The organism is Salinispora mooreana (assembly GCF_000379065.1).
In the GTDB taxonomy this organism is placed as follows: domain Bacteria; phylum Actinomycetota; class Actinomycetes; order Mycobacteriales; family Micromonosporaceae; genus Micromonospora; species Micromonospora mooreana.
Map to the genome: position 1 here is coordinate 1220467 of NZ_KB900614.1, position 22052 is coordinate 1242518.

Genomic DNA, 22052 nt, shown 5'->3' on the forward strand with positions numbered 1-22052 from the left:
GGGTAGGCGCCGGTTACGGCGGGAGGTCCCGACGGGTCAGCGCCGGTCGCGGCGGAACGTGCCGACCACCGCAACGACCAGCAGCAGACCAAACGCCGTACCGGCGGTCTCGCCAACCGAGTCCACGAGGCCCTGCCGCTGCACCAGCAGACCAAACAGGAACCAGCCGAACAGGAGCACCCCGCCGGCCACGTAGGCGACCGTCATACCGGCGGAGACGGGCGGAGCGGGTCTCCGCGGCGTCTCGGCCATCACGTCCTGGTCGAGGGTCATTCCGTCCTCCCCGCCGTCTTCGAAACTCGAAGGTCCAGGGTGACACCCACAGTGGCCGTGGGCCAGCACCTCGACCGGCCGGTCCGGCCCGGGCGTTGCGCCCGCCCCCGTTGGCGACTCCGCCGCCCCGACCGACGCGGGCCCTCCGCCCCCGCCGCCCTCGGCCGCGGATCGAACGCGTACGCACCGGCGCCGACCAGCGTGACGACCGTGCGGGCAAGGTCCGGAAGGCACCCCGGAGCCAGAAACGTGAGACTCACCCGCGTTGGCCGTCACCCTGCAAGACGTACCAGCGCCCCGCCAGGTTGCATGGCGCGCGCAAATTCCAGCATCCGGTGCGGAGCGTGCAACACTGGATGGTCGTCTCGCGGCACGACCGCCCGGGCACGACAGCCGACATCCGAAGATCAAGAGAGGCGCTCACGTGAGTGGTGGACCGCTGATCGTGCAGTCGGACAAGACCCTGCTGTTGGAGATCGAGCACCCCGATGCGCAGGCATGCCGGTTGGCGATCGCACCGTTCGCCGAGTTGGAGCGCTCACCGGAGCACGTGCACACATACCGGCTGACCCCGCTGGGACTGTGGAACGCCCGGGCCGCCGGTCACGACGCCGAGGGCGTGGTCAACGCACTGATCACGTACAGCCGCTACCCGGTGCCGCACGCCCTGCTGGTTGACGTGGCCGAGACGATGGACCGGTACGGCCGGCTACAACTGATCAACGACCCGGCCCACGGCCTGGTGCTGCGGGCCGTGGACCGGGTGGTGCTGGTCGAGGTCGCCAAGAGCAAGAAGCTCAGCGGGATGCTCGGCCCGAAGCTCGACGACGACACCATCACGGTGCACCCGTCCGAACGCGGGCGGCTCAAGCAGGCGCTGCTCAAGCTCGGCTGGCCGGCCGAAGACCTGGCCGGGTACGTCAACGGTGAAGCCCACCCGATCGAGCTGGCCGAGGCCGGCGCGGACGGCGGGAAGCCGTGGACGCTGCGCTCCTACCAGCGGGAGGCGGTGGAGGCGTTCTGGGCCGGTGGGTCCGGCGTGGTGGTGCTGCCCTGCGGCGCGGGAAAGACCCTGGTCGGGGCGGCGGCGATGGCCGAGGCGAAGGCGACCACGCTGATCCTGGTGACGAACACGGTGGCGGGGCGACAGTGGAAGCGCGAGTTGGTGGCCCGCACGTCGCTGACCGAGGCGGAGATCGGCGAGTACTCGGGCGAGCGCAAGGAGATCCGTCCGGTCACCATCGCGACGTACCAGGTGTTGACGTCACGACGCGGCGGCGCCTTCACCCACCTGGACCTGTTCGGGGCACGGGACTGGGGTCTGGTCGTCTACGACGAGGTCCACCTGCTGCCCGCACCGATCTTTCGGTTCACCGCCGACCTTCAGGCCCGTCGCCGGCTGGGGCTGACCGCCACCCTGGTTCGCGAGGACGGCCGGGAGGGGGACGTGTTCAGCCTGATCGGTCCGAAGCGGTACGACGCGCCGTGGAAGGACATCGAACAGCAGGGCTGGATCGCCCCAGCCAGGTGCACCGAGGTACGGGTGACGCTCACCGAGGCCGAGCGCATGGCGTACGCGACGGCGGAGGCCGAGGAGCGCTACCGGATGGCGGCGACCACCCGTACCAAGCTGCCGGTGGTGAAGGCGCTACTCGACCGGCACCCGGGTGAGCAGACCCTGGTGATTGGCGGGTACATCGACCAACTGCACCAGCTAGGGGAATATCTGGACGCGCCGATCGTGCAGGGGTCCACCACGAACCGGGAGCGGGAGCGGCTCTTCGACGCGTTCCGCTCCGGTGAGCTGCGCACTCTGGTGATCTCGAAGGTGGGTAACTTCTCGATCGATCTGCCGGAGGCCGCGGTGGCGGTCCAGGTGTCGGGCACGTTCGGCTCCCGGCAGGAGGAGGCGCAGCGGCTCGGCCGGGTGCTCCGGCCAAAGGCCGACGGCCGGCAGGCGCACTTCTACACGGTGGTGTCCCGGGACACGATCGACACCGAGTACGCCGCCCACCGGCAACGCTTCCTCGCCGAGCAGGGGTACGCCTACACGATCGTGGACGCCGACGATGTCCTCGGCCCCTCGCTCCCCTCGGTCGACTGACCCACCCGATCAGGGTTCGACCACCACACCGTACGCCGACAAGGCCCTGAACTCCGCCCGGCCGGGCGGAGTTCAGGGCCTTGTCCATGTCGGAGCGAAACCGGCGGAGAAGGTACTCCTCGTCAGCCCAGAGGTCGAGCGTCAAGGCATAGATCGACCGGAAAATCCGCAATCTACCCTTTGACGCGGCGCGGCTCTAGCTATCGACCATCCGCGATCACGCTACTGGCTGACGAACCAGGCCATCACCCCCGCCATGGGATCCTACCGCCCATTGCCGACGCAATCGACAGAGCTCTACACTTCACCCGCTATCGATATTCGTCGACAGTCAGGACCATGCATATGCGCAAGCGAAGTCTCGCCCTGGCCTCCGCCATGACGGTGATCGGCCTGACTCTACCCAGCACGACCGCAGTCGACAGTGCGGCTGGGCGCAGCCTGCCCATCCCCGTCGATCCCCGCGGTGTCGGACTACAGCCGTTCACGGGTCAGCCGGCCACAGCCCACCCCATCGACACCACGGAGGTGCCGCAACATCCCTTCATGGCCGCCAACGGCACCAGCAACATGCATGGCGATGCCTACCAGACCGACACCTACCACAATCCCGGCCCTTCCGGGCGCGATCTGATGGTGAGCAGCCGATTGCAGGGCGGGGTGTGCCTTACGGTCACCTTCGACTCCAAGGGCCGGATCGTTACGGTCTGCATCACCCCGGGCCAGGCACCTCGGCTACTTCTCCTGGATCCGAACACCCTCGACACGATCACCGCCCTGAGCCTGCCTGGTGCCGCCAGCGCCAGCCCCACCGATGCCGTCGGTGGCGCGTACTTCTACCTCGACAACCACGACCAGGCGATCATCCCCACCAACACCGGCGAGATCCTGGTCGTCGCCGTCCAGGACGACCGCCTCGTACCCCAACGCAGCTACGACCTCACCCCCGCCATCGGCACCAGCGGCATCGTGTCGGCCCTGCCGGACTGGTCGGGACTGCTCTGGTTCGCCGCTGAGGACGGCACCGTCGGCACCCTTGACATGACCAATGGCCGGATCGAAACGCACGAACTCGACGGTGAGCAGATCACCAACAGCTTCGCCGTGGACGAGTCCGGCGGAGTCTTTGTCGTCAGCGACCACGCGCTCTACCGGTTCGACGCCGCCCCAAGCGGCCGGCCCGAGGTCACCTGGCGCGCCCCCTACGACCGAGGGAGCCGACAGAAACCAGGCCAGTTCAGCCACAGTAGCGGTACCACCCCCACCCTGATCGGCCCGGCGTCTGGACCGGATGGGGGCTACGTGGCCATCACCGACAACGCCGATCCCGCCATGCGAGTACTCGTGTTCGCCCGCGGCAAGAACGGGCCGACCGAAGTCTGCGCCCAGCCGGTCTTTCCCGCCGGCACCAGCGCCACCGAGAACAGCCTCGTCGCCGTCGGCGGTGACATCATCGTCGAGAACAACTACGGATACCAGTTCGACGGACGGGCGCTACTCAAAGGGCTGGCCGGGGCCAGGCAGCCCGACACGGTGCCGGGTCTGACCCGGATACACGTCGACTACCCCGGCCGAAACTGCTCCGTCGACTGGTCCAACACGGTCGAGCGGATCCCGAGTGTGGTCAGCAAGGTCTCGCTGGCCAACGGGCTCCTGTACACCTACACCCACCCCTCCGCCGACGAACTGGCGTTCCGCCCCGGCGGCCAGTTGCTTGGACATCCGGACGCGTGGTACCTCACCGCGATCGACGTACGGTCCGGTGAACGGGTATGGAGCAGGCTGGCCGGAGCCGGACCACTTGTCAACAACCACTACGCCCCGATCTCCATCGGACCCGACGGCGCCGCGTACATCGGTGCCGTCGGTGGCCTCATCCGCATCGCTGACAACCAGCCCGGATGATTCGCGGTAGTCGCCGAGGCGTGCTGTTCGTCGGCGCATAGTTGAGCGGAAGTGCCTGCCCTGTAAGGAAACCTGTGATTGCGACCCCTACAGGCTTCTCTTCAAGGGGAGGCACTTCCGAGCTACGTTACGGCCTGGTCACGGGAGCTGCGGCGCCGAGGAGGTCCCACCGGTTGCCGGCAATGTCGAGAAAGACCGCGACTCGGCCATAGGGCTCGGTCCGCGGTTCTCGGACGAAGGTGACACCAGCCTCGGTCATCCGCCGGTACGCGGCGTCGAAGTCGTCAACGCGAAGGAAGAACCCGACCCGGCCGGCTACCTGGTTACCGACAGCGGCACGCTGATGTTCTCCGTCGGCGCGAGCGAGCAGAATCCCGGTCTGGGCACCCGGGGCCCGGACGACGACCCACCGCTTGGGTCGCCCGTCATTGGTCAGTGATGGCGAGTCCTCGATGAGGTCGAAGCCGAGTGCGGCGGTGAAGAACTCGACCGCCGGATCGTACTCCTCGACAAGCAGGGTAACCACGTCAATCTGCACCATGGCAGCGTATGCGGGTCGGGCGGACGGCACGACTCCGCCCGGCCGGGGAGTCCGGCCGGGCGGAGTACGACGATCAGCTAGGACTATTCCGTTCAGTTGCCACCTGTGACGTCATCGAGCTCCTTCAGGGCATCCTCGATGTCCGCGAAGGAGTCCTGAAGGTCCGTAAAGACATCCTCCAAGTCGGCAACGTCCGCTGCCGGGGGCGCCTCGATCTGCGCGGGCTCGTTGTAGTCGTAGTAGTCAGCCGTCGTCACGCCCGCCGTGCCCAGGTCCGAGCGGAACCGGCGGAGAAGGTACTCTTCGTCGATCCAGACATCGAGCGTTACTTCGGTAACACCGAGAGCGTCCCCCGTAGTCGACAGGTCCGAGAGATCAGCCGACCCCTCCGATTGCGCCTCGGCGAGCTCCTCGGGGGTGGTGGTGACGGTGTACTGGACCGTGCGGATCCCATTCACCGTCTCCTCACCCACGACGGTGACGCCCTCCAACTCCAGCAGCGCCTTGATCTGCCGGGATGGGTCGGATTCCTGCAACATCTGATCCACGTCCACCCCGTCTTCGGGCGATGAGGTGAGGTCGAACTTGATCCAGCGCTTACCGCCGTAGAGCTCCCGTTCCTCCGCGGAATTCTCCATATAAATAGCGGAGTCAACCACGCGCATGGTGACGGGGTCATCAATAAGATCGCCGACCATCTCGAAGCTGACCGTATCACGGAGGTCCATCGTCATCTGCATCTCAGAATCTGCGGCACCTCCCGAAGTAACCACGTCAGCTCGCACCGTTTCGGTTTCCTTGGCCTTGTCGGCTGCCGCTTGCAGCGAGCCAGGGACGTCATCGGTCAGCCGCCCCAGCGCACCCGAATCTCCCGCGGAGTCGTTCGGTCCGCAGGCAGTCATCGAAACCGCCGTGACGGCCGCGACTGCCAGGACGCTCAATTTTTTCCTACGTGACACGTGAAGCCACTCCCCCGGGAAGCAAATCTAGGTCGACTGGCCACAGTAGCCCGGCCCGTCAAGCCGGACAAGCTCCTTTCGGACCCACCTGCCCGGCAGCGACAGGGACGGCGAACCAGTACATTCCCGACCCACGTCACATCGGCAACGCGGAGACGAACCCACATCGTCCATGCTGGACTAATGGTGATATCAGTCGTAGTAGAACGTCACCTGACCACTGATCAAGCTGGCCCATCGGCTGGACATTGTGCGGCGGGACAGCGTGGATGGGGTTCGCCTCCACGAGTTGGTCGTACCCGGCGGGCACGATCTGACGTATGAACGAATCTGAGACACACCGACAGCACGCCATCGACTATGTTGAGTTCGCCGTAACCGACCTCACGGAGGCGAAACGGTTTTACGGCGAGGCCTTCGGCTGGCAGTTCACCGACTACGGGCCGGAATACGCCGGCATCCGCAGCCCGCACGGCGAGTCCGCACCCGAGGTGGGTGGACTTCGGCAGGACACGCAGGTGCGGGCGGGCGGCCCACTGGTCGTACTGTTCTCGACCGACCTGGAGGGGTCAGTCCAGGCGGTGACCGAGGCCGGCGGCACCGTCGTCAACGGTCCATACGACTTCCCGGGCGGGCGTCGGTTCCACTTCACCGACCCGAGCGGCAACGAGCTGGCCGTCTGGGCCGAGGCATAGCAACCGCAGAAGGGCGGGGTGCTGCCCGGCCAAGGGCAGCACCCCGTCAGCGATGTGGTGGCTCGGGCGACGAAGGCACCGCGTCCGGCGCTTCGGATTGCTTCAGCGTAGACGGCGGGTCGGTTGATGCTGGTGGGCGAGGCGGATGAGGGTGGCACCGGTGAGGAGCAACAGGGTGGCGGCGGCAAGGGTGATGGGCAGGCTGGCGCCGGTGGTGGGCAGGTCCGGGGGCGGCGCGGTGGAGTCCGGTGGTGGCGCGGTGGAGTCCGGCGGCGGCGCGGTGGCGCCCGGTGGCGGTGCGACCAGGGCCATGCTGTGGGCGGCGCCGGCGGCGACGGCGGTGACGGTGGTGCCCGCCGACAGACTGACCTCGACGGGCGTACTGCTGTCCGCGGTGGTCCCGTCGCCCAACCGGCCATCAGAGTTGCTGCCCCAGCCAAGTGCGGTGCCGCCGGGGGTGACGGCCAGGCTGTGGAGACTGCCGGCGGCGATGGCGGTGACGGTGGTGCCCGCCGGCAGACTGACCTCGACGGGCGTACTGCTGTCCGCGGTGGTCCCATCCCCCAACTGGCCCCGGCCGTTGTCGCCCCAGGCAAGGACGGCGCCGGCAGACGTCACCGCGAGACTATGGTCTCGTCCGCCGCCGATGGCGGTGACGGTGGCGCCCGCCGGCAGACTGACCTCGACGGGCGTACTGCTGTCCGCGGTGGTCCCGTCCCCCAACTGGCCATCGGAGTTCAGGCCCCAGGCGAGGACGGCGCCGGCGGAGGTGACGGCCAGGCTGTGGAGACTGCCGGCGGCGATGGCGGTGACGGTGGCACCCGCCGGCAGACTGACCTCGACGGGCGTACTGCTGTCCGCGGTGGTCCCGTCCCCCAACTGGCCATCGGAGTTCAGGCCCCAGGCGAGGACGGTGCCGGCGGACGTCAACGCGAGGCCATGAGCGATGCCACCGGCGATGGCGGTGACCGTGGTACCCGCCGGCAGGCTGACGGGGACCGGTGTGCTGCGGCGGGTGGTAGTCCCGTCGCCCAACTCACCCCGGTCGTTGTCGCCCCAGGCAAGGGCGGTGCCGGCGGACGTCACCGCGAAGCTGTGGTCGTCACCGGCGGCGATGGCGGTGACGGTGGCGCCCGCCGGCAGGCTGACCTCGACGGGCGTGATGCTGTCCGTGGTGGTCTCATCGCCAAGCTGGCCGAAGCGGTTGTCGCCCCAGGCAAGGGCGGTGCCGGCAGAGGTGACCGCCAGGCTGTGGTCGTGGCCGGCGGCGACGGCGGTGACGGTGGTGCCCGCCGGCAGACTGACCTCGACGGGCGTACTGCTGTCCGTGGTGGTCCCGTCCCCCAACTCGCCGTCGTTGTTATCGCCCCAGGCGAGGATGGTGTCCGACGCGTCAGGTGCTGCTGCTAGTCCGTGCTGTGCGATCGCAGGCGACACACCGACCGCCGGTGGGAGTGTCACAGCCAGGACGAGGCAGAACCATCCGGTGCCGGCCCGAGCCACCTCGCGCGCTCGAACGCTACGACTTGCCCGCTGACAGATCCCCTGCATCGCCCCTAACCTCCGAGCAGACAACTAGGGCAGATGTCATTTTTACCCCGCTCTCACCACATTTCTTAGAATGAAACGCCCAAAGGCCAGTAATCCAAGGTTGCCGGTTGGCGCCCCCACCAGGAGTTGGTCGCGGCGCTCGACACCTCGGCGCCTCCCAGCGCCAGCTATGGGAGCCCGTCGTCCGCAGGCAGCAGGGGCGGCCGGCGGAGCACACGGGCGACAACCTCAGCCCGTCGCAGCCAGCAAGGGGCCCCAGATCAGAAGGGGTGCTGCCCGGTCAAGGGCAGTACCCCCGTCAGCGATTCGGTGGCTCGGCGACGAAGACGCCGCGCCCCGGACGACCCACCAACACCCCCTGCTCCCGCAGCCGCGCCACCGCTCGGCTGATCGTGGACTGCGAGGTGTCGTACTCGTCCGCCAATACCCGACCGGAGGGCAACTGCGAGCCGGGCGGATAGGTCCCGTTCTTAATCTTGCTCAACAGGTCTTCGAGCAACTCGTCCATCGTGGGTGGAATAGGCACGTCGGGCCCCTTGCAGTCGGTTGGCCCACCCAGTATCGATCAACCCTTCGCCACAGGCAACATATGTTGCATGGATGACCTAGCCGGGTAGCTGGGTAAGTGACTCCTTGACATAGGTGACTCGGTGTCAGTAGCGTCGCTGTCGGTGATGCGGTGCTGCTGCGGTCGGTTGGCGCCTCTCGTATCTGTCTCGCATCGCCGCCGAGACCGCACCTCCGCGCCGCCCCCGGGCGCGGCCCGGCTGTCGTACCGCCAATTGAGGCTGCGATGGCCGGGCGGGCGCTCCGCCGGTTGCGGCCGGCGGAGCGCCCCTCCACCTACCCGCGACTCGACGAAGGGTGGCCACCATGCGCAGCCTGATCCGCCGACTCACGCACCGACCGAGCTCCAGCCCGCACAGACCGGTCAGCCACCACCACAAACCCGCGCCGCCGCCGATACGCCCCCGGCTGCCGCTGCGGCCGGGGCAGATCCGGGACCGGTGCTTCCCGGTCCGCCGACGAGGGCTCGACCCGGTGGAGATCCGCGACTTCCTGCACCGGGTCGCCGACGAGTTGACCACCGCGCAGACCGCCCTGGTCGCCGTGCAGGAGGAGAATGTACGGATCAAGAAGGCCCTGCGGGAGTGGCAGAGCGCCCAGTCGGCCCGCCACCACTACCGATGACCAGCCGCTGGGTGATCCACCTCCCGGTCGCCGCTGCCGACCTGATGCGAGCCCGGATCCTGGCCCGGACCGCCGCCCGGGTGTTGATTCGGATCAGCGCCCGGGTCGAGCCGGGCGGGGTGACCGTCTCCGCTGAGGACCAGCAGGATGTGCGCCACCGGGTCTTCTGCGACCGACTGTTGCCGGAGGGACGTGGCCGGTGCGTACTCGCGGTGGACCACACCTCGCGCTGCCGGCCACGCCCGCCCCGGTAACGACGCTGCCCGGCCGGGGTGAGCCCGGCCGGGCAGAGCGTGGCGACCGGTGGGACCGTGCGTCCCGGTCAGGTGGTGGTGCTGAGCTTCTCCCCGAGGTCGCCGAGGAGGTCGGCGACCTCGGCAGCCGGTGGCGTCTCGATGGTCACTGGCTCGTTGTAGTCGGTGTAGTCGACCGTCATGACGCCCATCGCGCCCATGGTCAGGCGGGCCCGGCGCGGCCAGTACTGCTCGTCGATCCACAGCTCGGTCTTGATCTCCGTGACGCCGAACTTGGCTGCCCGGCCAGCGGAGTTCGCCAGGTCGCCGGAGTCGAGCTTGCCCTGCTCCTCCAGCAGAGCGAGGTGTTCCTCCATGGTGGCGGTGACGCTGTAGTGGACCGTGGGCACCCCGCCCACAGTCTCCTCGCCGACAACGGTGACTCCCTCAAGTTCCAGCAGTGTCCTGACCTGCTGGACCGGGTCGGCTTCCTGCAACTGTTCGTCGAGGCCCATCCCCGAGGCGGCAGAGAGGTCCATCTTCAGCCAGCGTCTACCGTCGTAACGCTCGCGTTCTGCCTCGGGAATCTCCGTGTACATCACGGAGTCGATCAAACGGATGGTGGTGACTTCTCCCTCCGTCTCCATGACCATCTCGTAACTCACGGAGTCACGCAGATCCATCGCAATCTGCATCCCGAAGTCCTCGGGACCCGTGGCCACCATCGTCGCCTGCACGGTCTCGATCTTGCTCGTCCGGTCCGCCGCCTCCTGAAGTGAACCCTGGAGGTCGTTGGCGAGCAGTTCCAGCACGCTCGACTGCGGTGCTGCTTCCTGCGAGGCCGTGCTGGGCCCGCAGCCGGTCACCGCGACCGCAGAGGCGGTCGCCGCCGCCGCCAGGACGGCGATGTTCTTCCAACGTGACACGTGAAGTCACTCCCCCGAAAGCATGCGAATTAACGACGGGTCACGCTATCCCACTCGACGGAGCTCGGCGTCGCCCTATCGGGCATGCCACGCAGGAAAACCGACCAGCGCCGAGGAAGCGCCCATGGTTGGAAATCAGGTGCGCAGGCCGACAAGGGCGAACGAAAGGAGCCGTTCCGCCCGGGCAGGGCTATCCGCAGCCAGGGCGATACCGATTGTCAGTTGCAGGATGTCCTCGACCTCAACGTCAGCACGCACGGTGCCAGCCTCCTGGGCTCGCGCGACCAGGCCAGCCCCCGCCGTACGCAACTTCGTGGCGCAGTCCGGGTCGGAGCCCGGCGGCGCCTTCATGACTGTTTCGGCCAGGCCCCGATCCGTCAGGCAGTGTTGGAGGAACGCCTCCAACCATGCCGCCAACGCGTCGCCCGGCGGCCGGATCTGGGCCAGCTCGTGGGCGCGCACGCACAAGGTCTCGATCCGGGACGTAAAGACTTCGAGCAGAAGTGACTCCCGGGTAGGGAAGTGTCGGTACAGGGTGCCGGCACCGACACCGGCCTGCTGCGCGATCTCGTTGAGGGAGGCGGCGGGGCCCTGCGCGGCGATGACGGCGGTGGCCGCCGCCACCAGCCGGTCCCGGTTGCGCCGTGCGTCGACACGCATCCCTCGTTCCTCCTGGGCCACAAACAAGCGGAGAGTCTCTCCGCATGCTACGTTACCCCTATACGGAGAACCTCTCCAGATCATGCGGGCAGCGCTTCGCCACACCGCTCATGGACTATCCACACCAGCACCGAGAGGACTGGAAGGATCAGAACCACATGTACGACACACCGACGACGACGGGTGCGGACAGGAAAGTCCTCGCCTTCCCCCTCCGAATTGGAGTCACCATCGACTGTCCCGATCCGGACCTGGGGGCGACATTCTGGGAACGGTTTCTCGGCTACCAGCGGCGACCGCACTCCGAAGGGAGCACCTATGTCACGGTCGACTGCCCGGAGAACGTGGCGGGCCCACCACACCTGACGTTCCAGCGGGTCCCCGAGACCAAGACCGGCAAGGCGCGAGTCCACCTCGACCTTTTCGTCGACAACGCACAACCACTGACGCGACAGATGCTCGCCGCCGGCGCCCATCAGATCAGCGTGACCGATGCCGGCGAGTGGACGACCCGCGTCCTGACTGATCCGGCCGGCAACGAGTTCTGCGTCATCGGCCCGGACTAACCGACACCAGGGCCTCCCACCGCAGGCCCCTTCCTATCCCGGCAGCTCGGGACCACCGTCAAGCAGCGGGGCGAGCAGGTCGCCCTGCTCGGCGATCCTGGCCAGTACCTCGGCCGCCGGGTAGGGCTTGACCGCCGGGCGTTTGCCGGCCGCCCCGGCCGAGACCTCGGCCCAGGTCAGCGGGGTGGACACCGCCGGCACCGACTGGGCACGCAGCGAGTACGGCGCCACCGTCGTCTTCGCCGCGTTGTTCTGGCTCCAGTCGATGAAAATCTTTCCCGCCCGCAACTTTCGTGCCATCTTGGACACGATCAGCGTTGGATGGGCCCGCTCCAACTCCTGGGCGATCCGCCGGGCGTAGCCGGAGACCGTGTCGGCTGGCTGGGCGCCGGCGATGGGGCAGCAGAGCTGCATGCCCTTCTTTCCCGATGTCTTCGGATACGACTCGATCCCGTCGTCAGCGAGCCGTTCCCGCAGCAACAGGGCGACCTGACAGCACTGACGAAGCTCGGCCGGCGCACCGGGATCAAGGTCGACCACCATCAGGTCCGGATGCGCCCCGATCTGCCACTGTGGCGTGTGCAGTTCGAGGGCAGCGAGGTTGGCCAACCAGACCAGGGTCGGCAGCTCGTCGGCGACCACGTAGTCGATCGTCTCCCGGCCCTTCGCCGAGCCGGGGACCGGCAACGTCTCGGTGTGAACCCAGCTCGGGGTCGCCGCCGGGGCGTTCTTCTCGAAAAAGGAGCTGCCGTCCACGCCGTTCGGGAACCGGATCCGGGTCAGCGCCCGGCCAGCCAGGTGCGGCAGGAGCACCGGGGCGACCCGGGTGTAGTAATCGATCACCTCACCCTTGGTGAATCCGGTCGCGGGGTACAGCACCTTGTCCAGATTCGACAACTCCAGAGTGCGGCCGGCCACGTCGACCCGGAGCCGATCAGACATCGTCCACCTCCTCGGCGAGTTTGTCCGGGCGCAACCGCAGTACCCGGGGAAAACGCAGTCGCCCATCCGGGGTGAGCTGGCCATACCTCACCTCCACCACGAGCCGGGGCGCGACCCAGACCACAGCCCGGGTGTCCGCGCGGGGAAGGTCCCCGGCAAAGGGGGAAGCATCGGTACGCAGCGGCTCAAGCTCGCGCAACAGCTCTCGCTCCAGCGCCGCGCCGATGCCACCGCCGACCCGCCCCCGGAAGGTGAGACGGCCGTCCGGCCGGGGCAGGCCGACCAGCAGCCCGCCCAGCCGGCGGGCTCCCGGCCGCCAGCCCCCCACCACGAAGTCGCCGGTCACCTCCAACTTGACCTTGACCCAGTCCGGTGAACGCGTACCCGGCCGGTAGACCGAACCGACCCGTTTGGCCATGACCCCCTCCAGGCCGTGCTCCCCCGCCGCCTGCAAGGTCGCCGGGCCGTCCGAGAAGGCTGGCGGGACCGCCCACCGGGGGCCGGCCAGCCCCACCTCGTCGAGCACAGCTCGCCGCCGCTGCCACGGGTAGCCGGTCAGGTCGACGCCGTCGAGTCGCAACACGTCGAAGACCAGGTAGGTGATGGGCAGGGTCGCCGCGAGCCGCGCGGCCCGGGCCCGTTCCCGGACGTGCATTCGCTCGGCGAGCGCCGTGAACGATGGCTGCCCGGTCACGCCGAAGAGCACCACCTCGCCGTCGAGGAGGGCGTCATCCACCTGCGCGGAGAGGCCGGCCAGTTCCGGGTAGGCGACGGTGACCTCGACACCGGAGCGGGCGTACACCCGCTGTTGACCGTCGCCAATGTTGACCAGCGCTCGGATTCCGTCCCATTTGAACTCATAGGCCCAGCCCGGGCCCACCGGCAGCTCCCCGGTGGTCGCCAGCATCGGCTTGGACGGCACGCCGGGCACGAACCGACCTTAGTCGAATGCGGAACTGCTCGCGCCCGGTTCCATCGGATGAGAACATGGTCGATACCGGCGAAAGGAGCACAGGGTGCGGGCCATTTGGAAAGGAGCCGTGTCGTTCGGGCTCGTCTCGATCGGGGTGAAGCTGTATTCAGCAACCGAGGAGAAGGATATTCGATTCCATCAGGTGCACCGGGATGACGGGGGTCGAATCCGCTACAAGCGCACCTGCCAGGTCTGCGGCGAAGAGGTCAGCTACGACGACATCGCCAAGGGGTACGACCTCGGCGGCGGCGAGTTGGTCATCCTCACCGACGACGACTTCGCCGACCTGCCACTGAGCACCTCACGGGCGATCGACGTGCTGGAGTTCGTCCCCGCCGAACAGGTCGACCCGATCCTCTACAACAAGGCGTACTTCCTCGAGCCGGAGGGGACCGCCACCAAGCCGTACGTGCTGCTGCGCAACGCGCTCACCGACTCCGAGCGGGTGGCCGTCGTGAAGGTGGCGATCCGCCAACGTGAGCAGCTCGCGACGCTGCGGGTGCACCAGGGCGTCCTGCTGCTCAACACGATGCTCTGGCCCGACGAGATCCGGACGCCGGAGTTCGGTTTTCTCGACGAGGACCTGCAGGTCCGCCCCCCGGAGCTCGCGATGGCCAGCTCCCTGATCGACTCGATGGCGGGTGACTTCCAGCCCGATGTCTTCACCGACGACTACCGGACCGCTCTGCAGGAGGTCATCGACGCGAAGGTGGAGGGCCGCGAGGTCGTCCAGCCGGAGGAGGTCGAAGAGGCTCCGGCGGCGGCGGTGGACCTGATGGCGGCGCTGAAGGCATCGGTGGAACGGGCCCAGGCGGCGCGCGGCGAGAAGCCCGCCGGCTCCGGCGCGGGCGAACCGACCCCCATCTCGGCGGCGCGTTCCGCCCAGCGGAAGGCCGCCGAGCAGCCGGGCCCACCGAAGAAGGCCGCCGGCAAGAAGAGCGAAAAGACAACTCCGGCGGAGAAGGAGAAGGCCGAGGAGAAGAAGGCCGACAAGAAGACAGCCGGGAAGAAGACAGCGACCAAGACGACCGCCAAGAAGGATGAGGGGCAGCGGACGGAGCCGGCCAAGAAGACCCCGGCCCGCAAGGGGGCCCGCAAGACCGCCTGAGCGGCGAGACGGCCACCACCGGCGATACCGGCCGCCAGCGGACAACGGGGCGTCCGGCACCTGCACCCCGGGGACCCCGGCGGGTACCGTGTTCGTCGGCCTTCCCCCGGCACGCGGTGCCGGCCACCATCTTCGAACAGGGAGTCGACGCCGTGAGCGAGCGGACGCAGAACCGGGCACAGAAGTCGGAGCGGCGGTTGGCCGCGCAGCTCGCCGAGCAGAAGGCGGCCGAGGCGAAGCGCCGCCGGCAGGCCTGGGCCGGCGGTCTCGCCGGGGTTGCCGTAGCCGCCCTCCTGGTCACCGTGTTCGTGCTGGTCGGCCCGACAGGTGCGGACGAGAGCAACCCGACCGCGGCGGATTCCCCGGCGGCGGGCGCCCCGTCGGCGGACGCCCCCGACCCGGCTGCCGGCGGCACCGAGCTGCCGGACGGGGCCGACCCCGCGCTGAACACTCCGCCAACCGTGGAGGCGGCCGAGGGCGAGCTGACCGAGCTCGTCGTCACCCCGCTGATCGAGGGCACCGGACCCGCGGTGGAGAGCGGTCAGACGATCACCGTCAACTACGTCGGCATCCTCTACAACGAGGGCGAGGAGTTCGACTCCTCCTGGTCGCGCGGGCAGCCGGCGAGCTTCCCGATCGGAGTCGGCGGGGTAATCCCCGGCTGGGACCAGGGTCTGGTCGGCGTGACCATCGGCAGCCGGGTGCAGCTCGACATCCCCACCGAACTGGCGTACCCGGACGGTGGCGGGCCGGCCGGCCCGCTGCGCTTCGTCGTGGACGTGCTCGGCGCGCAGTGACCGGCCGGGCCGCCCCGACGCCGGTGCGGTTGGCCACAGCGGGCTTCCACACCGTTACCGAACGGCAGTAGGTTCGTCGAACCGGGGGGCAGACAGGCCACCCAGGTGCCGGAACGGACGCGGAGGTGCGCATGACAGACGACGCGGGGCGGACAGCCCGGTTGATGTGGACCTACTTCGAGCCGGTCCACGCGGTGACGTACTTCCATCCCCGGGCCCGCGCGGCGTATGAGGCAACCGGGCTACGCGGCTACTGGCGGGGCTACTTCGCCGGCCGGTCCGCGCCGCTCGGCGCCACCACCGCGGCACCGGTGGCCGCGGCCTTCTACCACTTCGCCCCGCACATGGTGCAGCGCGCGCTGCCCGCGGTCTGGAAGCTGGCGTCCCCGGAGGAGGCCCTGCGCGCCCGCCTCACCGGCGCCGTCCAGGCTCTCGCCGAGCTCACCTACGAGTTGCCCGAGTCCCACCTCAGGGAGAGCGCCGACCTGATGGAGGCCGCGGCGGCCGAGACCAGGACGGCGGGCCGGGTGCTGGGGGCCGCGAACGCGGCGCTGCCGCGCGGTGAGTACCCGCTCGCCCGGCTCTGGCAGGCGGCGACGGTCCTGCGGGAGCACCGTGGGGACGGGCACATCGCCGCGCTCGTCGCGGCCGACCTCGACCCGGTGGAGACGCTGGCCTGGCGGATCGCGGTGGGACTGCCCGCGGCCGCCCTGCTCGGCCGGGGCTGGACCGAGCAGGAGTGGGCGGCGGCCAAGAGCCGGCTCCACGACCGGGGGTGGCTGACCGCCGACGGCGAACCGACCGAGCGGGGCCGGGCCGGATTCCACGCCGTCGAGGCGGCCACCGACACGGCGGCGATCCACCCGTGGCGGGAACTCGGCCCGGAGCGCAGCGCCCGGCTCCGGGAGCTACTCGACCCGGTGGTCCGGGCCGGGCACACCATCATCCCGCCGGACAACCCGATCGGCCTGCCGTCCCTGGGTTGACCGGCACCACTGGCCCCGTCCGGCAGGATGAGGGCATGGTGGCTGCGGTGATCTTCGACCTGGACGGCGTGATCGTGGACTCCGAACCGGTCTGGGAGGAGGTCCGGCGGGCGTACGTGGCGGCGCACGGCGGCACCTGGCAGGCCGATTCGCAGGCCCGGCTGATGGGCATGAGCACCGGCGAGTGGTCCCGCCACCTCAGCGGTGAGCTCGGCGTCGACCGGTCGGCCGAGCAGGTCGCCACCGAGGTGGTTGCCGAGATGTCCCGCCGGTACGCGCACCGCGTACCGCTGATCGCCGGGGCCGTCGATGCCGTGCGCCGGACCGGGGGGCGGTGGCCGCTGGGCCTGGCCAGTTCCTCCCCCACCCGGCTGATCCGGGCGGCGCTCGAGGCGACCGGGCTGGGTGACATCTTCGGCGCGGCGCTGTCGACCGAGGAGACCGCGCACGGCAAGCCGGCTCCGGATGTCTACCTGGCGGTCGCCGCGCGGCTCGGTGTCGAGCCGGCCCGCTGCGTCGCGGTCGAGGACTCCGCCAACGGCGTCCGGTCCGCGGCTGCCGCGGGGATGGCCGTGGTGGCGGTACCGCACGGGGCGTACCCGCTGGAGCCGGAGGCGGAGCGACTCGCCACGGTGGTGCTCTCCTCGATCGGCGAGCTGACACCGGAGGCCGTGGCGACGGCCCACCGGCACAAGTTCCCCGGTTACGAGGACAAAGACGAATGACTCTCGCGACAATGACAGTGCGGGTCGCCCCGCTTAGCGGGCGGCCCCGGCGCGGTGCGAACGCCGGGGCCGCCCCTGACCGCGACAGCGGTGGGGGCTAGGAGGAGGCCAACTCCTGGACGGCAAGGCCCCCCTCGGCGTACCGGGACCGGACCGCCTTCTTGTCAAACTTGCCCACGCTGGTCCTCGGCACGGCGTCGATGACCGCCCAGCGCTCGGGGAGTTGCCAACGGGCCACCGACTCGGCGAGGAAGCTCCGCAGTTCCTCAACCCCGACCTTCGCCCCCTCGCGGAGCACCACGGTCGCCAACGGCCGCTCACCCCAACGCTGGTCTGGGACCCCCACCACGCAGGCCTCAACCACATCCGGATGGGCCATCAACGCGTTCTCCAGCTCCACCGAGGAGATCCACTCACCGCCGGACTTGATGACGTCCTTCGCCCGGTCGGTCAACGTCAGGTAGCCATCCGGGGAGAGGGTGCCGACGTCCCCCGTACGCAGCCAGCCGTCCCGGAACGTCTCCTCGTCCGGGGTCTCGTCGCCGACGTACCGTCCGGTCACCCACGGCCCGCGGACCTCCAGCTCCCCCACGGACGTGCCGTCGGCGGGCAGTGGCGTGCCCTGCGGGCCGACGATCCGGGCCTCGACCCCGGCCGGGACCCGGCCCTGGGTGTAGCGGTACTGCCACGCCTGGGCCGCGTCAGCACCGGCCGGCGGGCGGGCCACCGAACCGAGCGGAGAGGTTTCGGTCATGCCCCAGGCGTGAATGATCCGGATATCGTGCCGCTCCTCGAAGGCGTGCATCAGCGCCGGTGGGCACGCCGACCCACCCACGATCACCTCTCCCAGAGAGCTGGTGTCGACCTCGTGGCTGTCCAGGTGGACGAGCAGATCGGTCCAGATGGTGGGGACGGCACCGGCGACGGTCGGCCGCTCGGCGGCGATCATCTCGGCGATCGGGGCGGCCTGGAGAAACCCGTCCGGCAGGAGCAGCGACGCGCCGCAGAGGAACGCCGCGTAGGGCAGCCCCCAGGACATCGCGTGAAACATCGGCACGATGCCCAAGACCCGGTCCTTCGGCCCGATGTCGAACGACTCCGGCAGGCAGACCTGAAGCGAGTGCAGGTAGAGCGAGCGGTGCGAGTAGGCCACCCCCTTGGGGTTGCCGGTGGTCCCGGAGGTGTAGCAGAGCGCGGCGGCAGAGCGCTCGTCCACATCCGGCCAGTCGTAGCTGTCGGGCATCCCGGCCAGCAGGGCATCCCAGTGGTGTACGGAGACCCGGTCGCCGGCCGCCGCGACCAGCGGGGCGGGGTCACCCCCGCCGATTACCACCACGTGCCGGACGGTGGTCATGTCGCCGATAGCCTTCGCCAGCAGCGGGATCAGGGTCGTGTCGACCAGCACCACCCGGTCCTGCGCGTGGTTGGCGATGTAGGCGACCTGGTCCGGGAGAAGTCGGATGTTGAGCGTGTGCAGCACCGCGCCCATGCTCGGCACCGCGAAGTAGGCCACCAGGTGCTCGGTGTTGTTCCACAGGAAGGTGGCGATGCGCTCGTCCCCGGTCACGCCGCACTCGTCCCGCAGGGCGTGCGCCAGCTGGGCGGCCGTGCGCGCCACGTCGGCGTAGCTCATCCGACGCGGCTCGGCACCGGTCCAGGTGACCACCTCCGCCGCGCTGTGCACGGTGGCGCCATGGTCAAGAATCCGGGAGACCTGGAGAGGGGCATCCATCATCGTGCTCCGCATGAGCAACAAACTAGTGTCGCCGATCACATCTGGGAACCCCGGATCTCCATCTCGCCCCGGCGGCGATGCGTAGATTAGCCGGGGTGAGCATTTCCTGGGCAGATTCCTACGTCGGACAGCTCCGCGCCCTCGCCGGCGACCGGACGCTGATGTTCGTCGGTGCCCGCGCGGTGGTGCGGGACAACGCGAGCCGGATCCTGCTGATCCAGCGCGCCGACAACGGGCACTGGGCGATGCCGGCGGGGGCGATGGAGTTGGGTGAGTCGATCGCCGACTGCGCGGTGCGGGAAGTGCGGGAGGAGACCGGGCTGCGTGCCCTGCGGGTCAGCGCCTTCGCCCTCTACACCGGGCCGGACCGCACCCACACCAACATGTACGGGCACACGTACCAGATCCTCACCACCGCGTTCCGGGTGGAGGAGTGGGACGGGGACCTCGCCCAGATCACCGATGAGACCACCGATGCCGCCTTCTTCGACCGGGGCCACCTGCCCAGCCCGCTGTCGGCCAGCGTCCCGGAGACCCTCGCCGACCTGGATGTCTTCGAGCAGACCAACCGCCTGATCCTCAAATAGCCCACCGCGGTCCCACCCCGCCAGGTTTGGCCGGGCGGACCGGCGGGGACCCGGACGGACATGGCAGGAGCAGCAGCGGAACAACACCGACTCGCCGCCGTGGTGGAGAGCTGGCTGGGACGCCCCGTCCTGGTCGTCGGGGACGCGATGCTCGACGAGTGGCGGTTCGCCGACTCGGATCGGCTCTGCCGGGAGGCACCTGCCCCGATCCTCACCCTGCGCCGACGGATCTCCGCCGCGGGCGGTGCGGCGAACACCGCCGTCAACATCGCCGCGCTCGGCGGGCGGGCCGCGCTGGTCGCGCCGATCGGCGCGGACGTGGCCGGCGACGAGGTGCACGACTGCCTGGACCGGGCCGGCGTGTGGGACCGCACGGTCAGCCGACCGAGCCGCCCGACCCCGGTCAAGCGGCGGATGCTCGCCGGCAGCCAGATCCTGCTGCGGGAGGACTCCGGTGGTCCGGTGGAGTCCCTGGACGACGTCGGGGTGGCTCGGCTGCTCGACGCGCTGGCCTGCGCAACGACGGAGCTACACGCGGCGGGCGGTGCGGCGCCGACGCTGGTGGTCTGCGACTACGCGCTGGGGGCCCTGCCCGCACCGGTGCGCGCGTGGCTGGTGGCCAACCGGGAGCGGTACGCGACGGTCGCGTTGGACGCACATGACCTCGCCGACTGGCGTGGGCTCGCCCCCACCGTGGTCACGCCGAGCTTCGCTGAGGCGAGCCGACTGCTCGCCCACACCACGGCCCGGCCCGGGGGCGGGGACCTGCACCTGGACCACCCGGACCACGCCCGCTCCGACGGCCCCTCCGAACTGACCGTGGGAGTCGCACCCGGCGACGGTCGAGTCGACGAGGAGATCGCACCCGGGGTGCGCGGGGACACGGTGGGACCGGACCGGGCGGTACTCGCCGAGTCCCGCCTGGCGGAGCTACGGCGACACACCGGCGCGGATGTCGTGGCGGTGACGCTGGACACCGAGGGCGCGGTCGTCGCCGGTCCGGACGGCGAGCCCAGCCGCAGCCACAGCAACCCGATGCCGGCCAGCCACACGGTCGGGGCCGGAGATGCGTACCTGGCGGCGATGACCCTCGCCCTGGCCGCCGACGCCCCCCTACCGACCGCCGCGCAGCTCGCCCAGCTCGCGGCCACCATCACCGTCTCCGACACCGGCACCTGCGTCTGCCGGCGGGAGGACCTGCTCACCGCGCTCGACTGTTCCGACGACGGCGACCGGCCAACCCTCGTCGGCGCCGACGAGCTGGCGACGATCGCCGGGGCGCACCGCCGCGCGGGCCGCTCGGTCGTCTTCACCAACGGCTGCTTCGACGTGCTGCATCCCGGGCACGTCCGCTACCTGGAGCAGGCCCGCGCCCTCGGCGACCTGCTCGTGGTGGCGGTCAACGCCGACGGCAGCGTCCGCCGGCTCAAGGGCGCCGACCGGCCGGTCAACCCGGTCGAGGACCGGGTGGCCCTGCTGGCGGCGCTGACCCACGTTGACCATGTGGTGGTCTTTGAGGAGGACTCGCCCGCCCGACTCATCGAGACCGTCCGGCCGGACATCTACGTCAAGGGCGGGGACTACCCGCCGGAGCTGGTGCCGGAGGCACCCCTGGTCCGGCGGCTCGGCGGTCAGGTCCGCACTCTCGGCTACGTACCGGACCGCTCCACCTCGGCGATCATCGACCGGATCCGCGCGTACGGCGGTGGCGCGCCGGTGGCGGGGCAGGCGTGAGCCGCCCCCTCGAACCCGGCACCTCCGACGAGTTCCGCGCCGAGCGACACCTCGACGTGCTGGTCCCCACCCGACACCGCCCCGCCGAACTGGCGGTCACCCTCTCCGGGCTCGCCGCCCAGGAAGGCGTACCCGACTTCGGGGTGGTGGTCAGCGACCAGTCCGACGACGCCCCCGCGTACGCGCACCCGGCCGTGGCCGCGATGGTCCGGGTCCTGCGCCACCAGGGGCGCCCGGTCCTGCTGACCCGCCGGCTCCCCCGGCGCGGGATGGCCGAGCACCGGGCAGCGCTGCTGGCCGCCTCGACCGCCCGCTACGTGCTCTGCCTCGACGACGACGTGTGGTTGGCGCCGGGAGCGCTGCGCCGGCTGGTCACCGCGATCGCGGAGCTGGGCTGCGGGTTCGTCGGCAACGCCGTACACGGTCTGTCGTACCGGCACGACATCCGCCCGGAGACGCACCGGCACTACGAGGAGTGGGATGGACCGCCGGTGCCGGAGCGGATCCGCCCGGGCACCGCGCAGTGGGAGCGCGCACTGCTCCACCCAGCCGCGAACCTGCTCCACGTCACCGAGCGGCTGCGCCTGCCACCGGGCTCCTGGCGGGCGTACAAGGTGTCCTGGATCGGTGGCTGCGTGCTGTACGACCGGGAGAAGCTGGTCGACACGGGCGGTTTCGACTTCTGGCGACGGGTGCCGGAGCGGCACCAGGGGGAGGATGTCGCCGCCCAGCTCGCCGTGTTGGAGCGGTACGGCGGCGCCGGCGTCCTGCCCAGCGGGGCGTTCCACCTGGAGTCACCGACCACCGTCACCGAACGTGAGGTTGAGGCGTGGGAGGTGCTCCTCGAGCAGGCGTAGCACC

The 22052-nt window shown here is 69.7% G+C and carries 23 protein-coding genes; 13 read left to right on the plus strand and 10 right to left on the minus strand.

Annotation, left to right across the window (positions count from 1 at the left end; genetic code table 11):
- Positions 1-36 precede the first annotated feature (36 nt).
- Positions 37-273, minus strand: coding sequence for a hypothetical protein (locus SALPAC6_RS0105840; protein ID WP_018252490.1), 237 nt, complete (start codon positions 271-273; stop codon positions 37-39).
- A 424-nt stretch (positions 274-697) separates the two neighbouring features.
- On the opposite strand from SALPAC6_RS0105840, the gene SALPAC6_RS0105845 reads away from it, so the two are divergent.
- Together SALPAC6_RS0105845 and SALPAC6_RS0105850 are read left to right on the plus strand one after the other, a co-directional pair.
- On the plus strand, positions 698-2377 hold the full coding sequence (locus SALPAC6_RS0105845) for a DNA repair helicase XPB (RefSeq protein ID WP_018252491.1): 1680 nt from the start codon (positions 698-700) through the stop codon (positions 2375-2377).
- Positions 2378-2722: 345 nt separating this feature from the next.
- Positions 2723-4282: a hypothetical protein gene (locus SALPAC6_RS0105850; protein ID WP_018252492.1), complete on the plus strand. Its 1560-nt coding sequence runs from the start codon at positions 2723-2725 to the stop codon at positions 4280-4282.
- Positions 4283-4409: 127 nt separating this feature from the next.
- Here the strand turns inward: SALPAC6_RS0105850 and SALPAC6_RS0105855 are convergent, their stop codons facing one another.
- Both SALPAC6_RS0105855 and SALPAC6_RS0105860 read right to left on the minus strand, forming a co-directional pair.
- Positions 4410-4820, minus strand: a complete 411-nt coding sequence (locus SALPAC6_RS0105855; protein ID WP_026189349.1) for a VOC family protein — start codon at positions 4818-4820, stop codon at positions 4410-4412.
- Positions 4821-4915: 95 nt separating this feature from the next.
- A complete protein-coding gene (locus SALPAC6_RS0105860; protein WP_026189350.1) occupies positions 4916-5782 on the minus strand; it encodes a LolA-like protein in 867 nt (288 codons plus the stop codon).
- A 320-nt stretch (positions 5783-6102) separates the two neighbouring features.
- Here SALPAC6_RS0105860 and SALPAC6_RS0105865 point away from each other — a divergent pair, with 320 nt between their 5' ends.
- On the plus strand, positions 6103-6477 hold the full coding sequence (locus SALPAC6_RS0105865; RefSeq protein WP_018252495.1) for a VOC family protein: 375 nt from the start codon (positions 6103-6105) through the stop codon (positions 6475-6477).
- Between the two features lie 102 nt (positions 6478-6579).
- Here SALPAC6_RS0105865 and SALPAC6_RS0105870 read toward each other — a convergent pair whose 3' ends face one another.
- Together SALPAC6_RS0105870 and SALPAC6_RS0105875 are read right to left on the minus strand one after the other, a co-directional pair.
- On the minus strand, positions 6580-8028 hold the full coding sequence (locus SALPAC6_RS0105870) for an RCC1 domain-containing protein (protein ID WP_026189351.1): 1449 nt from the start codon (positions 8026-8028) through the stop codon (positions 6580-6582).
- 298 nt (positions 8029-8326) lie between these two features.
- Positions 8327-8536 (minus strand): GntR family transcriptional regulator, encoded by a 210-nt coding sequence (locus tag SALPAC6_RS0105875; protein ID WP_018252497.1) that lies wholly within the window; start codon positions 8534-8536, stop codon positions 8327-8329.
- Positions 8537-8892: 356 nt separating this feature from the next.
- Here SALPAC6_RS0105875 and SALPAC6_RS0105880 point away from each other — a divergent pair, with 356 nt between their 5' ends.
- Together SALPAC6_RS0105880 and SALPAC6_RS0105885 are read left to right on the plus strand one after the other, a co-directional pair.
- Entirely contained in the window at positions 8893-9219 is a 327-nt protein-coding gene (locus SALPAC6_RS0105880) for a DivIVA domain-containing protein (protein ID WP_018252498.1), read from the plus strand.
- Positions 9216-9473 carry a hypothetical protein gene (locus SALPAC6_RS0105885; protein WP_018252499.1) on the plus strand — a complete coding sequence of 86 codons (258 nt, stop codon included), beginning with the start codon at positions 9216-9218 and terminating at the stop codon, positions 9471-9473. The genes SALPAC6_RS0105880 and SALPAC6_RS0105885 overlap by 4 nt, the downstream gene beginning before the upstream one ends.
- 68 nt (positions 9474-9541) lie before the next feature.
- On the opposite strand, the gene SALPAC6_RS0105890 is transcribed toward SALPAC6_RS0105885, so the two are convergent.
- Together SALPAC6_RS0105890 and SALPAC6_RS0105895 are read right to left on the minus strand one after the other, a co-directional pair.
- Positions 9542-10378: a LolA-like protein gene (locus SALPAC6_RS0105890; RefSeq protein WP_018252500.1), complete on the minus strand. Its 837-nt coding sequence runs from the start codon at positions 10376-10378 to the stop codon at positions 9542-9544.
- A 135-nt stretch (positions 10379-10513) separates the two neighbouring features.
- On the minus strand, positions 10514-11038 hold the full coding sequence (locus tag SALPAC6_RS0105895; protein WP_018252501.1) for a TetR/AcrR family transcriptional regulator: 525 nt from the start codon (positions 11036-11038) through the stop codon (positions 10514-10516).
- 158 nt (positions 11039-11196) lie between these two features.
- On the opposite strand from SALPAC6_RS0105895, the gene SALPAC6_RS0105900 reads away from it, so the two are divergent.
- Positions 11197-11604, plus strand: a complete 408-nt coding sequence (locus SALPAC6_RS0105900) for a VOC family protein (protein ID WP_026189352.1) — start codon at positions 11197-11199, stop codon at positions 11602-11604.
- A gap of 33 nt (positions 11605-11637) precedes the next feature.
- Here SALPAC6_RS0105900 and ligD (SALPAC6_RS0105905) read toward each other — a convergent pair whose 3' ends face one another.
- The gene (gene ligD / locus SALPAC6_RS0105905; protein WP_018252503.1) at positions 11638-12546 is read right to left on the minus strand and encodes a non-homologous end-joining DNA ligase; all 909 of its coding nucleotides are present in this window, start codon (positions 12544-12546) and stop codon (positions 11638-11640) included.
- Positions 12539-13477, minus strand: a complete 939-nt coding sequence (gene ligD, locus SALPAC6_RS0105910; RefSeq protein ID WP_018252504.1) for a non-homologous end-joining DNA ligase — start codon at positions 13475-13477, stop codon at positions 12539-12541. The genes ligD (SALPAC6_RS0105905) and ligD (SALPAC6_RS0105910) overlap by 8 nt, the downstream gene beginning before the upstream one ends.
- 85 nt (positions 13478-13562) lie before the next feature.
- Between ligD (SALPAC6_RS0105910) and ku the strand changes: the two genes are divergently transcribed.
- From ku to SALPAC6_RS0105930, 4 genes are all read left to right on the plus strand, one after another.
- On the plus strand, positions 13563-14627 hold the full coding sequence (gene ku, locus SALPAC6_RS0105915) for a non-homologous end joining protein Ku (protein WP_026189353.1): 1065 nt from the start codon (positions 13563-13565) through the stop codon (positions 14625-14627).
- Between the two features lie 116 nt (positions 14628-14743).
- Complete coding sequence (locus SALPAC6_RS0105920) at positions 14744-15424, plus strand: FKBP-type peptidyl-prolyl cis-trans isomerase (RefSeq protein WP_018252506.1); 681 nt, start codon at positions 14744-14746, stop codon at positions 15422-15424.
- Positions 15425-15555: 131 nt separating this feature from the next.
- Complete coding sequence (locus SALPAC6_RS0105925; RefSeq protein ID WP_018252507.1) at positions 15556-16410, plus strand: SCO6745 family protein; 855 nt, start codon at positions 15556-15558, stop codon at positions 16408-16410.
- 35 nt (positions 16411-16445) lie between these two features.
- Positions 16446-17135, plus strand: coding sequence for an HAD family hydrolase (locus SALPAC6_RS0105930; protein WP_018252508.1), 690 nt, complete (start codon positions 16446-16448; stop codon positions 17133-17135).
- A gap of 97 nt (positions 17136-17232) precedes the next feature.
- On the opposite strand, the gene SALPAC6_RS0105935 is transcribed toward SALPAC6_RS0105930, so the two are convergent.
- A complete protein-coding gene (locus tag SALPAC6_RS0105935) occupies positions 17233-18882 on the minus strand; it encodes a fatty acid--CoA ligase (protein ID WP_033667082.1) in 1650 nt (549 codons plus the stop codon).
- Between the two features lie 83 nt (positions 18883-18965).
- Here SALPAC6_RS0105935 and SALPAC6_RS0105940 point away from each other — a divergent pair, with 83 nt between their 5' ends.
- Genes SALPAC6_RS0105940 through SALPAC6_RS0105950 form a run of 3 tightly spaced genes read left to right on the plus strand, consistent with a single transcriptional unit; the run spans position 18966 to position 22048 of the window.
- Entirely contained in the window at positions 18966-19457 is a 492-nt protein-coding gene (locus SALPAC6_RS0105940; RefSeq protein ID WP_018252510.1) for an NUDIX domain-containing protein, read from the plus strand.
- 60 nt (positions 19458-19517) lie between these two features.
- Positions 19518-21191 (plus strand): D-glycero-beta-D-manno-heptose 1-phosphate adenylyltransferase, encoded by a 1674-nt coding sequence (gene rfaE2 / locus SALPAC6_RS0105945; protein WP_026189355.1) that lies wholly within the window; start codon positions 19518-19520, stop codon positions 21189-21191.
- Positions 21188-22048, plus strand: a complete 861-nt coding sequence (locus SALPAC6_RS0105950; protein ID WP_018252512.1) for a glycosyltransferase family A protein — start codon at positions 21188-21190, stop codon at positions 22046-22048. Before rfaE2 ends, SALPAC6_RS0105950 begins: the two co-directional genes overlap by 4 nt.
- Positions 22049-22052 lie beyond the last annotated feature (4 nt).